The sequence below is a fragment of the Microcystis sp. LEGE 00066 genome (assembly GCF_015207925.1).
Lineage (GTDB): Bacteria > Cyanobacteriota > Cyanobacteriia > Cyanobacteriales > Microcystaceae > Microcystis > Microcystis ichthyoblabe_A.
This window is the reverse complement of sequence record NZ_JADEVX010000005.1, coordinates 23,981-37,752: the sequence shown is the minus strand read 5'-3', so window position 1 is coordinate 37,752 and position 13,772 is coordinate 23,981. Positions and strand designations below refer to the sequence as shown.

11 protein-coding genes are annotated in these 13,772 nt (G+C 40.8%); 9 read left to right on the top strand and 2 right to left on the bottom strand.

Translation table 11 applies throughout. The features are described from left to right. Positions 1-205 precede the first annotated feature (205 nt). Entirely contained in the window at positions 206-607 is a 402-nt protein-coding gene (gene psb27 / locus IQ224_RS01690) for a photosystem II protein Psb27 (RefSeq protein ID WP_002740409.1), read from the top strand. A gap of 366 nt (positions 608-973) precedes the next feature. Next, a complete protein-coding gene (locus IQ224_RS01685) occupies positions 974-3,343 on the top strand; it encodes an endonuclease MutS2 (protein ID WP_002740411.1) in 2,370 nt (789 codons plus the stop codon). 142 nt (positions 3,344-3,485) lie between these two features. Here IQ224_RS01685 and pyrC read toward each other — a convergent pair whose 3' ends face one another. Then, positions 3,486-4,520 carry a dihydroorotase gene (pyrC, locus tag IQ224_RS01680; RefSeq protein ID WP_002740413.1) on the bottom strand — a complete coding sequence of 345 codons (1,035 nt, stop codon included), beginning with the start codon at positions 4,518-4,520 and terminating at the stop codon, positions 3,486-3,488. Positions 4,521-5,098: 578 nt separating this feature from the next. On the opposite strand from pyrC, the gene IQ224_RS01675 reads away from it, so the two are divergent. The 7 genes from IQ224_RS01675 to IQ224_RS01645 all read left to right on the top strand — a co-directional run bounded on the left by IQ224_RS01675 (position 5,099) and on the right by IQ224_RS01645 (position 12,899). Continuing rightward, positions 5,099-5,608, top strand: a complete 510-nt coding sequence (locus tag IQ224_RS01675; protein ID WP_002740417.1) for a hypothetical protein — start codon at positions 5,099-5,101, stop codon at positions 5,606-5,608. Positions 5,609-5,679: 71 nt separating this feature from the next. Further along, positions 5,680-6,459, top strand: a complete 780-nt coding sequence (locus IQ224_RS01670) for a photosystem II S4 domain protein (RefSeq protein WP_194032431.1) — start codon at positions 5,680-5,682, stop codon at positions 6,457-6,459. Between the two features lie 43 nt (positions 6,460-6,502). Next, positions 6,503-8,551 (top strand): DNA phosphorothioation-associated putative methyltransferase, encoded by a 2,049-nt coding sequence (locus tag IQ224_RS01665; RefSeq protein ID WP_194032430.1) that lies wholly within the window; start codon positions 6,503-6,505, stop codon positions 8,549-8,551. A 34-nt stretch (positions 8,552-8,585) separates the two neighbouring features. Further along, positions 8,586-9,215 carry a Uma2 family endonuclease gene (locus IQ224_RS01660; protein ID WP_036399258.1) on the top strand — a complete coding sequence of 210 codons (630 nt, stop codon included), beginning with the start codon at positions 8,586-8,588 and terminating at the stop codon, positions 9,213-9,215. A 13-nt stretch (positions 9,216-9,228) separates the two neighbouring features. Next, positions 9,229-10,542 (top strand): dolichyl-phosphate-mannose--protein mannosyltransferase, encoded by a 1,314-nt coding sequence (locus IQ224_RS01655; protein ID WP_002740423.1) that lies wholly within the window; start codon positions 9,229-9,231, stop codon positions 10,540-10,542. Between the two features lie 61 nt (positions 10,543-10,603). Continuing rightward, positions 10,604-11,614 (top strand): tryptophan--tRNA ligase, encoded by a 1,011-nt coding sequence (trpS, locus tag IQ224_RS01650; protein WP_002740424.1) that lies wholly within the window; start codon positions 10,604-10,606, stop codon positions 11,612-11,614. A gap of 235 nt (positions 11,615-11,849) precedes the next feature. Further along, positions 11,850-12,899: a site-specific DNA-methyltransferase gene (locus tag IQ224_RS01645; protein ID WP_002740428.1), complete on the top strand. Its 1,050-nt coding sequence runs from the start codon at positions 11,850-11,852 to the stop codon at positions 12,897-12,899. Here IQ224_RS01645 and IQ224_RS01640 read toward each other — a convergent pair. Next, on the bottom strand, positions 12,896-13,486 hold the full coding sequence (locus IQ224_RS01640; RefSeq protein WP_002740429.1) for a ScaI family restriction endonuclease: 591 nt from the start codon (positions 13,484-13,486) through the stop codon (positions 12,896-12,898). The genes IQ224_RS01645 and IQ224_RS01640 overlap by 4 nt on opposite strands. Positions 13,487-13,772 lie beyond the last annotated feature (286 nt).

Sequence of the window (13,772 nt, the reverse complement as noted above, 5' to 3'; positions counted from 1 at the left end):
TTAGTCCAGAATCAACTCACTCCGGGTTGATGGCATCGCAACTTTTAGACAAAAATAGGGCTTTCCCCGTCAAAAAAGCCTATATTTTGGCTATTTACCCCCCGGTTGACCCTTGATTTTTGCAGCAGGTTGACTCTCCTGGGGAACTGGTCACGGTTTCCTGATAGGATAAGGTGACTTGGGATTAACTTATGGTGTTGAAAATATGTCTCTAAAACCTTACATTTCTCGCTTATTAGCTTTGGTTCTCGTCCTGGTCATCGGATTGATGGGTTGTTCTAGTAGTTCGGGGTTAACGGGCAATTATGGACAGGATACCCTGACGGTGATTGAAACTTTAACCACAGCCCTTGATGTGGTCAAAGATGACCCGAATAAAGCGGCAGTTGAGTCGCAAGCAAAGGAACAAATCAACGATTACATCTCCCTCTACCGACGAGATAAAAAATCCGGGGGTTTGCGTTCTTTCACTACTATGCAAACAGCCTTAAACTCTCTAGCTGGTTATTATACCGCCTACGGTTCCCGTCCTGTCCCCGACAAACTCAAACAACGTTTAAAACAAGAATTTAAACAGGTGCAATTCTCTCTCCAGAAAGGAATTTAGATACAGTGATCAGTTATCAGTGATCAGTGATCAGTGATCAGTTATCAGTTATCAGTTATCAGTTATCAGTAGAACTCGACCTAATATTATAAGCTGTACTGAATTTAAACTGCGTATTAAAAATTTTAGTACAAATGCTCGAACTTCCTCTCCCTGCTTCCAACTCCGGCACTCCAGTGCAGTCTTAACGAGTAATTTAGATAGTCAACAGATTGGTGGGATTGTTAAGTGACAGGTATTAGGTGCGAGTAACAGTGCTGTCTTTTCCCTGATGACTGATTACTGTTGACTGAAATGACTCCTGTAAAAATCGGGCCAAATCTGGTTAGACTAGAAATACAAAGCGTATTATAAAAAACTACAAAATTGATTCAAGACGAAACCCTAGAATTATTGGAATGGCCGCGGCTATGTCAACACCTAGCTACTTTTGCAGCGACTAAACTAGGTGCGATCGCGATTCGTCAATTGCCTTTACCGGAAAGCAAAGAGGAAAGTTTAAACCTACTCTGCCAAACCAAAGAAGTTTATAGCTTAGAACAAAAATTAGATAGTCGTCTTTCCTTTGATGGGATTAGCGACATCGGCGATGCCCTAGAAAGGGCGCATCTGGGGGGTTTATTATCGGGACAGGAACTTTTAAATATTGCCACGACTTTAGCCGGAGTGCGACGTTTACGGCGTTTAATTGACGAACAGGAAGATATACCGGTTTTAAAGGAGTTAGTAGCCGAAATTCGCACCTATCCAGAGATAGAACAGGAAATACACCGTTGTATCGATGAAGATGGCCGGATATCCGATCGCGCTAGTCCCCAATTACGCGAAATTCGGGGACAAATAAAGGTGATTAAAGAGCGAATTTACCGAAAATTACAGGATATCATGCAAAAGCAGGGCGGTGCTATCCAAGAAGCAGTCATTACCCAAAGAAGCGAGCGCTGGGTGATTCCCGTCAAAGCAGCACAAAAAGAGCAAATACCGGGGATAATTCACGATACTTCCAGCACAGGGGCGACTTTTTACATTGAACCTCACTCTATCGTTGACCAAGGCAATCAACTGCGGCAATATCGTCGTCAGGAACAAATCGAAGAAGAAAAAATCCTGCGGCAGTTAAGTAATCTGATCGCCGAAGCTTTTGAGGATTTAGAATATTTACTAGCGATCGCTACTAGGCTCGATCTGGCCACCGCTAGGGCCCGTTACAGTTTATGGTTAGAGGGTAATCCCCCCCGCTTTATCGATGGTTCGGAAACGATTACTTTGCGGAATTTGCGTCATCCTTTGCTCTGGTGGCAAAAACACCATGAACAGGGGGGGGAGGTCATACCAATAAATGTGCAGATTACCCCAGAAATTCGCGTTGTTGCCATCACCGGACCAAATACCGGCGGAAAAACCGTTACTTTAAAAACCCTCGGATTAGCGGCTTTAATGGCGAAAGCAGGCTTGTTTATTCCAGCGCGGGAACCGGTGGAGATACCTTGGTTCGATCAGGTTTTGGCCGATATCGGAGATGAACAGTCCTTGCAACAGAGTTTATCGACTTTTTCGGGTCACATTCGCCGGATTGTCCGCATTTTAGCGGCTTTAAATTCTCGTTCCTTGGTTTTACTCGATGAGGTGGGAGCAGGTACGGATCCGGCCGAGGGAAGTCCTTTAGCGATCGCTATTTTACAATACCTCGCCGATCATAGTTTACTGACGGTGGCTACCACTCACTACGGGGAATTAAAAGCGTTAAAGTATCAAGATTCTCGCTTTGAAAATGCCTCGGTAGAGTTTGATGATCGCACTCTTTCCCCCACTTATCGACTATTATGGGGCATTCCGGGGCGTTCTAATGCTTTAACTATTGCCCAGCGTTTGGGATTAAATCCCGAAATTGTGGCCGAAGCGAGAAATCATCTGGGGGGGTTATCGGAGGAGATAAATCAAGTAATTGCTGGTTTGGAAGCGCAAAGACGGGAACAGGAGTCAAAAGCTAAGGAAGCTAGTCAATTACTCCAACAAACAGAGAAATTTTATACAGAGGTTTCTACACGGGCTAATTCTCTACAGGAGAGAGAGCGAGAATTAAAACGTTATCAGGAGCAGGAGATACAAAAGGCTTTATTATCGGCAAAAGCAGAGATTAATGATGTTATTCGCCGATTGCAAGCGGGAACAAAAACCGGTAGAGATGCCCAAAAAGCCACAGAGGAGTTAACTGCGATCGCAGAAAGGTTATTACCAAAAACGGAAAAAACTAAGGTTAATTATCGTCCGCAAGTGGGGGAAAGAGTCCGCTTGCCCAATTTGGGACAAACTGCCGAAGTTTTAGCAATTTCACCGGAATCAGACGAGATTTCCCTGCGTTTCGGTATGATGAAGATGACCCTACCCTTGGATCAGATTGAGTCTTTGGATGGTCAAAAAGTGGAAACTGCGCCAAAACCTGCCAAAAATTTGCCCCAAACTCCCACAAAACCCCAGGAGACTCCTTTAATTCGTACTGCTAATAATACCGTCGATATTCGCGGTTCCAGGGTGGCAGAGTCAGAAACGGATATCGAACAGGCGATCGTCAGAGCCACCCCATCGGGTATATTATGGATTATTCACGGTAAAGGTACGGGGAAATTGCGTCAAGGTGTTCACGATTTCCTATCCCGTCATCCCCAGGTAAAACGCTTTCAATTAGCACCCCAAAATGAGGGGGGTTCGGGGGTAACTATCGCTTATTTAACTTAGGGTTTTCAGATGTGACACTAAATCCCTTGAGTATAGGCTACATATCAGGGCAGGCACTCATGCAAGGGGCAAGAGGGGGAATAAATAATCAGTCTTTAATAAATCGTGAATTCTTGACCGCAACTATCAAGACTGGCGGTTTTTATTGCCCTAATTGCCAGCTTATCTCTTCACCCGCTCGTAACGGTACCAGTCCAGATTCGGGAAAGGGCAATTCATCGGGAATGCGCCAAGGGGTTTTGTTTAATGTGATTTGTTCCGTATTCCGGGGGAGTTGATAAAAATCTGGCCCGTGAAAGCTGGCGAACCCTTCCAGTTGCTCAAGCGCATCGACGCTCTCAAATGCTTCTGCGTACAACTCTAGGGCGTGCAGAGCCGAATAACAACCCGCGCAGCCACAGGAACTTTCTTTGCTGTAGCGAGAATGGGGCGCACTATCAGTCCCTAGAAAAAACTTGGGATTGCCCGATGTTGCCGCTTGCAAAAGTGCCAAACGATGATCCTCTCGTTTCAAAATCGGCAGGCAATAAAAATGGGGACGAATGCCACCGGTAAAGAGAATGTTTCGGCTAAATAATAAATGTTGGGGCGTAATTGTGGCGGCGACGTTGTTGTTAGCAGATAGAACAAACTTGACCGCATCGGCAGTGGTAATGTGTTCAAAGACGACCCGCAGTTTCGGAAATCTGGTTATCAGTGGGATTAATTGCTTCTCAATGAACACTTTCTCGCGATCGAACACATCAATATCACCATCGGTAACTTCTCCGTGCAGTAGTAGCGGCAGATCCAGCTGCTCCATCGCTGCCAAAACGCGATCGCACCGACGAAGGTCCGTCACCCCCAAGTCGGAATTAGTTGTCGCACCAGCTGGGTAGTATTTCACCGCTTTGACAAACTGGGAGGCTTTCGCCGCCATAATTTCTTCGGGACTGGTATTATCGGTGAGATAGAGGGTCATCAGTGGCTCGAACTGTTGACCCTCTGGAACTGCTGCCAAAATGCGCTCGCGGTAGGAGGCGGCATCGGCGACTGAGCGCACTGGGGGCTTTAAATTTGGCATGATAATGGCACGGGCAAACTGACGCACCGTATGGGGTAGAACCGCTTTCAGTGCCGCACCGTCGCGGAGATGAAGGTGCCAGTCGTCGGGTCGAGTGATTGTGAGTCTTCGCATTGTTCCATCATACAACGGTTAGAAATCCCAGCGCCACAACTAAACACAAGAGAGAAGTCAATCTTCGGTCAGGGAATCAATTCCCTATTTCAGCAGTCAAGTCGGTTTTAACTAATAAGCTGCCGCGCATCTAAATTGGTCTATATCTATAAGAGAAGGCTGGATCTGCGCTATTTATTTCTCTTTTTTTCATAAATTCAATTGGCGTACAAGTGAATTACTTAAGACTAGATATTATTACCAAAAATCTAATCTCTCTTTTAGTTTTTACCTCAGATGTAGCCGATGAAAACATTCAGATAATGACAGGAGTGAGTCGAACTTTACAGCCTAATCCCAATGGTAATAGTCCTAAAAAACTTCTTGTTAATAATAATTAAACTATCTTTCTTTATGGTTAATTAGTGCCAGAAATAACCAAGATAGAGCAATTTCTTGAATTGCTAATAATTCCACATTAATCAATCCTATCCAAGATTGACTAACGCATCCCCTTGCATATTTTCTCGATCGAGCGGCTTTTCAGTCCCCAAAATCCTTACAATAGGAGATGAAGATAGCCTAAAAAGTTGGAGAATATGAATTATCTCATTGCCGTGTTAGCTGATCGCATACAAGCAGAAGAAGCTGCCGTTGCCCTGGAAAAGGCGGGAATTCCCCAATCTCAAGTGACCATTCTCGGTCGCGGCTATAAAAGTGCTGATGAGTTCGGTTTGATCGATCCCTTCCAACAGGCCAAAAAACGGGCTACTCTCATGGCTTTTTGGTTAATTCCCTTCGGTTTTGCCGGCGGCTACCTTTTTAACCTGATTACGGGATTGCATACCTTTGATTGGGCCGGAGAACCGGGCAATCATATCGTCGGCGGCATTGCTGGGGCGATGGGGGGGGCGATGGGCAGTATTTTTGTCGGTGGTGGCGTGGGTTTATCGTCCGGCAGTGGCGATGCACTTCCTTATCGCAATCGTCTCGGTGCGGGAAAATATATTATTATCGTGCAGGGTTCGGAAAACCTGAAAAATCAAGCGACTCTTATCCTGCGTCAATTTAACCCCGAAAATTTGCAAGGATACGCCCTAGAACGGTGAACGGTTATCGGGAATAAGTTATCGGTCATTTGATTTTTTCCTAAGAATTTTTGATTAATTACCAGAAAACAATGTTACCAAGAGAAGAATTACTAAAGGGTGTCGAGAACCGCGAGGAGATAGCGAAAGTTATTGATAAAGCCGAACAAGCGATTAAGACTTGGGAAGTGACGACGACAGACTTTCTTTCTCCTGCGGTTTTAGCGGAAGTAGAACGAGTTTTTCAGCGTTTAACCGATGTGTCAATGGAAAAATGGGGCGGTTATCCCCAAGCAGAAAGACAGCGCCTCGGTATTGCTAGAGTTGATCTACCTTTGACAGTAACAGATATTCCCCTATCTGCCCTTGATATTGCCGGTAATTTTCTTTTTGATACCGCTAACCACCGGGATTTTTTAGGGGCGATGTTGGGGACGGGTATCGTTCGGGAAAAAGTCGGCGATATAATCGTTTTAGGTGAGCGAGGAGCGCAGGCGATTGTAGTGCCTGAATTAGCAGATTTTTTATCTGCTAATTTGCGACAAGTGCGTTCGGTTCCCGTGAAAACTAGCCTGATTCCTTTGACGGCATTAAAAGTTAGACCACCGCAAAAAAAAGAAATTAATACCGTGGAAGCTTCCTTACGTTTGGATGCGATCGCCTCGGCGGGTTTTGGCATTTCTCGCAGTAAAATGGCCGAAGCAATTAGCTCTGGGGATGTGCGAGTTAACTGGAAAGATATCAGTCAATCTAGTTATAATGTTAAAACTGGTGATTTGATTTCTTTTCGGGGAAAAGGTCGTCTAGAAGTGGGTGAGGTTACTGTGACCAAAAAAGAACGCTATCGGGTTCATTTAACCAGATTTATTTAGTTTTTTCTGTCTCTAGAATTTGTTATTAGACAGATTAATTGCCATGGCTGAGAATTTCGCCTTAATCGTGCAACTATGTCAAGTTAGTCCCATCGGTAAACTATTACCGGGGGCGCTTTATGTTCATCGAGAAGCATTACATCAACTGGATCCTATCCTCCAGAGTTACGAACAACAAGCAAGAATTAATCAGCATTTATCTGAGGCAACAATAATTAAATTTAGCACCGATAAACCGAAAATATCCTATCTTTTTTATCCCGATTTTGATCGGGAACCTCACCCAGTTTTAACTAAAAGTTTAGTGGTAGATCTGGGGACATTAATCTTAAGTGAATGGAATTATCAAAATGCTGATAATCCGCCTATTTTACACCGAAAAGAAACTTTTGTTACTAGGGACTATCCTTTTTATGAACAATTCGAGCATCTCACAAAAATCGAGAGTGCTTTAGGACTTTTAAACAGTTCTCATCCCATCGGTACTAAACAGGAATGGCAACGGCTTTTAAGAAAGCATCACCTTGATTTTGCAGGAGATTATTTAGTTTGTAATTTAGAGGGACAAAGGGAAAAATCGATAATAATTGATCGCCACAAGGCTGCTCTTGTTCGCAAAACCCTTTCTCGTCCAGCAAGATTAGCATTAGCGGCGGGATTATTCCTTCCTGAAACCACTTTTTTTGATTACGGTTGTGGTTATGGAGGTGATATAGAACGCATAGCTGAACAGGGTTATCAAAGTGAAGGTTGGGATCCTTATTATCGTACCGATAGTCCTTTAATTGAATCTGATATTGTTAATTTAGGCTATGTAATTAATGTTATTGAATCTGCCGAAGAAAGGCAGGAAGCTTTATTAAAAGCTTGGCAATTAACCCGTCAAGTTTTAATTGTTTCAGCACAGATTCTAATTGATGATAGCGAACGGGGTTTAATGGCCTATGAAGATGGAATTATAACCCGTCGCAATACTTTTCAAAAATACTATCAACAGGAAGAACTAAAACAGTATATTGATAGCACTTTGGGGGTTGATTCTATTCCAATAACTTTGGGAATTTATCTGGTTTTTCGAGAGGAGGAAAAAGCCGAAACTTTTCGTTTATCCAGATGTCGTTCCCGCGCTACCACTCCTAAAATTAAAACCCATCTCAAACGCTTTGAAGATTACGAAGATTTATTAACTCCCCTGATGGAATTTTATACACAGCAGGGACGTTTACCCGTCGCAGGAGAATTATTACAAGAGGAAGAAATTAAGGCAGAATTTGGCACTTTTAGACGTGCTTTTCAAGTGATTCTACAAGTAACAGAAGGGGAAGAATGGGAGATAATTGCCGACAAAAGACGCGCCGATCTTTTACTTTATTTAGCTTTAAGTCAATTTAGCCACTGTCCGAAAGTACGGGAATTATCCCCCGCTACCCGTGCCGATTTTAAAGCTTTATTTGGAAGTTATCGCAATGCTTGCGCTTTAGCAGAAGAAGTGTTAATAAGTGCGGGAAATCTGCCAGCGATCGCTCGTGCTTGTGAAAATAGTTCCCTAGGCAAACTTTCCCGTTATTCCCTAACTATTCATATTAGCATTCTGGAAAAATTACCGATGTTATTACGCTTATATGAAGGTTGTGCTAGTCAAACTATCGGACGGTTAGAAAATGCTAACGTTGTTCGTTTATCTTTTCGTCAACCCAAAATTTCCTATCTCTATTACCCCAATTTTGATACAGAAATTCATCCGATTTTAGCTACTAGCATGGATGTATATTTAGGTTCGGCTGATTTTAGTTTTCGCGATTACCGGGATAGTCCTAATCCGCCAATTCTACACGAAAAAGAGCTTTTAGTAACGGCGGATTATCCCAACTATGATAAATTGGTTCGCTTAACTCAATTAGAAAAGGATTGGGGATTGTTAGAAGATCGAAAAGCGATCGAACGTTTACAGGGTTGGCAAAAATGTTTAGAGGAGCATTGTGCTACAATCAAAAGCCATCAAATTCTGTGGCGAAAAGATGCCGATCCCTATAAAGTTAGGATTTTACGCGCTAAAATTAACGCCAGAAGAAATCAAAATAAGTCTTCCTGAGTAATTAAGTAAAATAGATGAGGTAATTAATTTTATGATGACTACGATTCGGTTGCAAGGATTAGAAGGTTTCGAGTTAAAAGCTAATGATCCTGAACAAAGGATGTTTATTTCTGGGGTTAATTGGCAACAGTACGAAACCCTCTTAAAACATTTAGAAGATAGTTCCAGTTATCGCATTACTTACCTAGATGGAATGGTAGAAATTATGGCTCCTAGTCGTCGTCACGAAGTTAGCAAAAAAAATATCGGTAGATTGGTAGAAGTTTATTTAGAATATGCTGAAATTGATTTCTGGGGATTAGGTTCCACCACTTTGCGAAAACAGGAAAAAGAAGCCGGAAAAGAACCAGATGAATGTTTTTGTTTATTTACAGAAAAAGAGTTTCCTGATTTGGCGATTGAAATCATCTTAACCAGTGGCAACCTGAAAGTTTTAGAAGTTTATCAAAGATTAGGAACTCAAGAGGTTTGGTTTTGGCAAGATAATCAGTTAAAAATTTATTCTTTGCAAGAGAATGGCGAATATATTTTAATCCCTAAAAGTGCTTTATTACCGGATTTAAATTTAGAATTATTAGCCGAATACGTCAACCATCCTAATCCCCGTCTTGCTGTCAAAGAATTTCGCTTGTGTTTAACAGAAAATTCCCAGTTATCATAACTATTATCTTTCCATGAATTCTCAAGTAAAATTTAACCTATCTATCCTAGGGATATTTGTATTTTCCCTAGGAATAAGATTCTGGAATCTCAGTCAGTTTAATACTCTTGTTTTCGATGAAGTTTATTATGCTAAATACGGCAATGAATATCTAATCGGTAAAGAATTTTTCCAGTCTCATCCACCGTTAAGTCAATATTTAATTGCTATTAGTATCTGGATTGGTTCCCATTTTCCTGCCGATCCTGAAACCATTAATAATTTAACGGGTTCCCTGCGCTCAACTTTTAGTTATCGCTGGTTAAATGCTTTGACTGGTTCTTTTATTCCCCTAATTATTGGCGCAATTGCTTATCAATTAACCCAGAGAAAAAATGTATTTTTAATCACAACTTTCCTCGCTAGTTTAGACGGATTATTTCTGGTAGAATCCCGCTACGCTCTCAATAATATTTACTTAATTTTATTCGGTTTGTCTGGACAATTATTTTTTTTATTAGCACTCCAGAAAAATTCAAACCTCAATTGGTTATTATTATCGGGAGTTTCTTTCGGTTTAGCGGCAAATATTAAATGGAATGGCTTAGGGTTTTTACTGGGAATATTTATTTTTATCGGTATTGCTTGGTTAATAAAATTATTTAATCAAGAGCAGTCAAAAGATCATCTTTGGACAAAGGCAACTAACCTGAGATTAGAGGACATTTTTATCGCCTTAATTGTCTTTCCTCTTATTACCTATAGTTTGCTGTGGATACCTCATCTTCTCGTCAACCATCAATATAATTTTTGGCAAGTACATCAAGAAATTTGGTCATTTCATCAGAGAATCAAGGGTAATCAATCTGATGTTCATCCCTATTGTTCTCCTTGGTATAGTTGGTTAGTAATGGGGCAACCTGTGGCTTATTATTTTAAGAGAGTAGGTGATAAAATTTATGATGTTCACGCGATGGGAAATCCGTTGTTATGGTGGTTTTCTACGATAGCGATTCTAGTGGTTTTTAGTCGATTATTTAACCGAAAAGAGCGAGTAATTTCTGCCTATCTTATCTGTAACTATATTGCTAATCTGCTGCCCTGGTTAAAAATTAGTCGCTGTACTTTTCTCTATCATTATATGGCTGCCTATAGCTTCACTTGGATTGCCCTAGCTTGGCTCTTAGCCGATGGTTTAGAAAGTTCCAGTCCTATTTATAAAAATGGCTCACGCTCGCTGATAATTTTGATAATTTTTGCTTTTATCCATTGGCTACCAATTTATTTAGGCATTCCCCTGTCAGTGCGGGATTATTATCTGAGAATGATTTTTCCCAATTGGATTTAGGATGAAATTAGCACCAAAAACTGATACAATAAAATTATGATAAAAAGCGATCGCATGAGTTATGGGTAAACAAAGAATCTTATCTGGTGTGCAACCAACTGGCAATTTACATTTAGGCAATTATCTCGGTGCGATCCGCAATTGGGTGGAGGGACAACAAGACTACGATAATTTCTTTTGTGTGGTCGATTTACACGCGATCACCGTTCCCCATAATCCCGCCACTCTTGCGGAGGATACTTTAGCAATTGCCGCTCTATATTTAGCCTGCGGAATTGATTTAGAATATGCGACGATCTTTGTCCAATCCCACGTTAAAGCTCATACAGAATTAACTTGGTTATTGAATTGTATCACCCCTTTAAATTGGTTAACCGATATGATTCAATTTAAAGAAAAAGCAATTAAACAGGGGGAAAATGTTGGCACAGGTTTACTCGATTATCCCGTACTAATGGCTGCCGATATCCTACTCTATGATGCCGATAAAGTACCCGTGGGAGAAGATCAAAAACAACATTTAGAATTAACCCGCGATATAGCCGTTAGAATTAATCATCTTTTTGGGCAACCGAAACAACCAATTTTAAAACTTCCTGATCCGATGATCCGCAAGGAAGGAGCGCGGGTGATGAGTTTAACCGATGGCCGGAATAAAATGTCTAAATCCGATCCTTCCGAGATGAGTCGGATTAATATTCTCGATAGTCCCGATGTCATTGCCAAGAAAATTAAACGCTGTAAAACCGATCTAGTTAAGGGTTTAACTTTCGATGATCCAGAACGTCCCGAATGCCATAATTTATTAACTCTCTATAGCATTTTATCGGGAAAAAGTCAAGAGGTGGTCGCGGGAGAATGTGCCGATTTAGGTTGGGGACAATTTAAACCGATGTTAACAGAAGTCACCATAGAATCTCTGCAACCTATTCAGGAAAAATACACCGAAATTAGAGAGGATAAAGATTATTTAGCCACAGTTTTACGGCAAGGTCGTCTCAAAGCAGAAGCGGTGGCCAATCAAACTCTCGATCGAGTCAAAAATGCCATGGGTTATTTACCACCATTTTAGGGATAATTTTCGGGTGCATCTCCTAATTATCAATCTACTCAGTTGAGATTTTTCAAGGAAAACTCGCTGCCTTATCAGTCAATCTTTAACTCTTGGTGGGGTTCTACCTCCCCATCCAGGGTAAGGGAAGGAGAATGATTACAAAAGTTATTAAATTAAGCACAACTCCAGTGATATTTTGGTAAAATAAGGGCATAATTGAAACTATCAAAATACTTACCTGTCCTTTGAAATTATGGTTGTAGAGTCCCAGGGGAAACAAAAAAAACTATCGTCTAGGGAAGATGAGTCTCGTCCAATTGCCAGCAAGGAACAAAACTCTTATCTAGCAGAGGGAATTGTCGATCATCAATCAACTCAGATTGCTCCTTCCTCCTTACTACAGCCATTTTCTCCAGAGTTAGAAAAAGATAGAGCCAACAAATTTAATTCTCTTAAAGAAATTCTGGTTAGTCATCTTGGTCAACCTTTTTACTCGGACAACGGCTTTATTCTTTATCAAGGAGATGCCACAGACTTTTTGTCTAAACTATCTCATAGTGACATAAAAATTGACCTCACTGTTACATCACCACCTTATAATATTGGCAAAGAATATGAACGAGTTCTTTCAATCAATGACTATGTTGATTGGTGTGCTAATTGGCTGGGGCAAATTTATCAGATTACTCAAGATAACGGTGCTTTTTGGCTAAATGTTGGTTATTTAGAAGTACCAGAAAAGGGATTATGTGTTCCGATTCCCTATCTTCTTTGGGATAAGTCTCCCTTTTATCTTTTACAAGAAATTGTCTGGAAATATGGGGCCGGTGTTTCTACAAAAAATCGTCTTAGTCCTCGCAATGAAAAATGGCTTTTTTATCTCAAAAATTGCCAAGAATATACTTTTAACTTAGATAATATTCGTGACCCTAACGTTAAGTATCCCAATCAAAAGAAAAATGGTAAATATCGTTGTAATCCCCTCGGCAAAAATCCTTCTGATGTGTGGGAAGTTCCTAAAGTCACTACAGGAGAAAAGCGCAGTTCTAAGGAAAGAACCGGACATCCCGCACAATTTCCTTTAGCAATTGTCGAGAGAATTATACAAGCTTCATCTAATCCCGTAGAAATAATTCTTGATCCCTTTGCTGGTTCTTGTTCTACGGGAATAGCGGCCTTGGGATTAGGAAGAATTTTTGTGGGTTTTGAAATTCGACAAGACTATTGCGAGATAGCTGCAGAGAGATTTAAAAGATTTAAAAAAGAAAGAAGCAATACTTATATTCAAGGATCATTATTCTAGATTTTTCGATACAATTGGAGTAATTTATAATTTTCTACGTCAGAGGAAAGACGCGATTGTTGGCCTGTAGCTGCCTTTTGCCCAATCCAATCCCCAGAATCAATCCAACCGAAACGAATTAGTTTAATCTGAGGATTAGTAGTATTAGAAAACTTCTCAAAGTTAACTGCTAAATAGTATCCAGACTTACCTTTTTTGCTGTTATTAGAATTTTGAGCATAGCTTCTATTGCCATATATATGTCTAGGATCAGAGGAGGTTTTGACTTCAATTGAAAAAAAGTCATCAGGTATATAGACAATATCTTTATCAGATATACTGATATCTCCTCTCCAGAGATCGGGATATTTTGCTTTTAGTTCTAAAGGAATTAACTCATGAAGTAGAAAACCCATAATTTGAGGTTTAGGGAAGATATCCCTACCAATTCTAAAACCTTTTGTACCTAACTGAGAATTAAAAATTGATTGCCAAGATGTTAAAACAACATCAACAATTGCATCGGTAGATAGGGGATGTCTTTCCACAAGTCCTTGGGTGATAGATAACCAATTACTAGGAGAGACATCTGCATAGGGAGAATTCATCTATAGTTTTTTTCCAGTGTTATTAGATACAGCAACTAATATTAACGCAACCACCTCCCCCTATCCCAACACCTAATACTAAATTCTGTATTAAAAACGGATTTGGTATGATTAGCCTTTTTAAACTTGTTTTCGCAGTTTCAATCATTGGAAATGCGATCGCAAATAAAAATAGCAGAGTCCGGCAGTTACCCCAAGACTAAGAATTGTTATCCCCGTGAGAATTTCCAACATCCCCGACTCGGTTACTAATATGTTGTACGATTGTAATAAGAGGATTTTTTTC

Excerpts from the sequence above, each read along its gene's own strand:
- psb27 (WP_002740409.1), top strand. The coding sequence starts at position 206 with ATGTCTCTAAAACCTTACATTTCTCGCTTATTAGCTTTGGTTCTCGTC.
- pyrC (WP_002740413.1), bottom strand. The coding sequence starts at position 4,520 with ATGCGAAGACTCACAATCACTCGACCCGACGACTGGCACCTTCATCTC.
- IQ224_RS01675 (WP_002740417.1), top strand. The coding sequence starts at position 5,099 with ATGAATTATCTCATTGCCGTGTTAGCTGATCGCATACAAGCAGAAGAA.
- IQ224_RS01670 (WP_194032431.1), top strand. The coding sequence starts at position 5,680 with ATGTTACCAAGAGAAGAATTACTAAAGGGTGTCGAGAACCGCGAGGAG.
- IQ224_RS01665 (WP_194032430.1), top strand. The coding sequence starts at position 6,503 with ATGGCTGAGAATTTCGCCTTAATCGTGCAACTATGTCAAGTTAGTCCC.
- IQ224_RS01660 (WP_036399258.1), top strand. The coding sequence starts at position 8,586 with ATGATGACTACGATTCGGTTGCAAGGATTAGAAGGTTTCGAGTTAAAA.
- IQ224_RS01655 (WP_002740423.1), top strand. The coding sequence starts at position 9,229 with ATGAATTCTCAAGTAAAATTTAACCTATCTATCCTAGGGATATTTGTA.
- trpS (WP_002740424.1), top strand. The coding sequence starts at position 10,604 with ATGGGTAAACAAAGAATCTTATCTGGTGTGCAACCAACTGGCAATTTA.
- IQ224_RS01645 (WP_002740428.1), top strand. The coding sequence starts at position 11,850 with ATGGTTGTAGAGTCCCAGGGGAAACAAAAAAAACTATCGTCTAGGGAA.
- IQ224_RS01640 (WP_002740429.1), bottom strand. The coding sequence starts at position 13,486 with ATGAATTCTCCCTATGCAGATGTCTCTCCTAGTAATTGGTTATCTATC.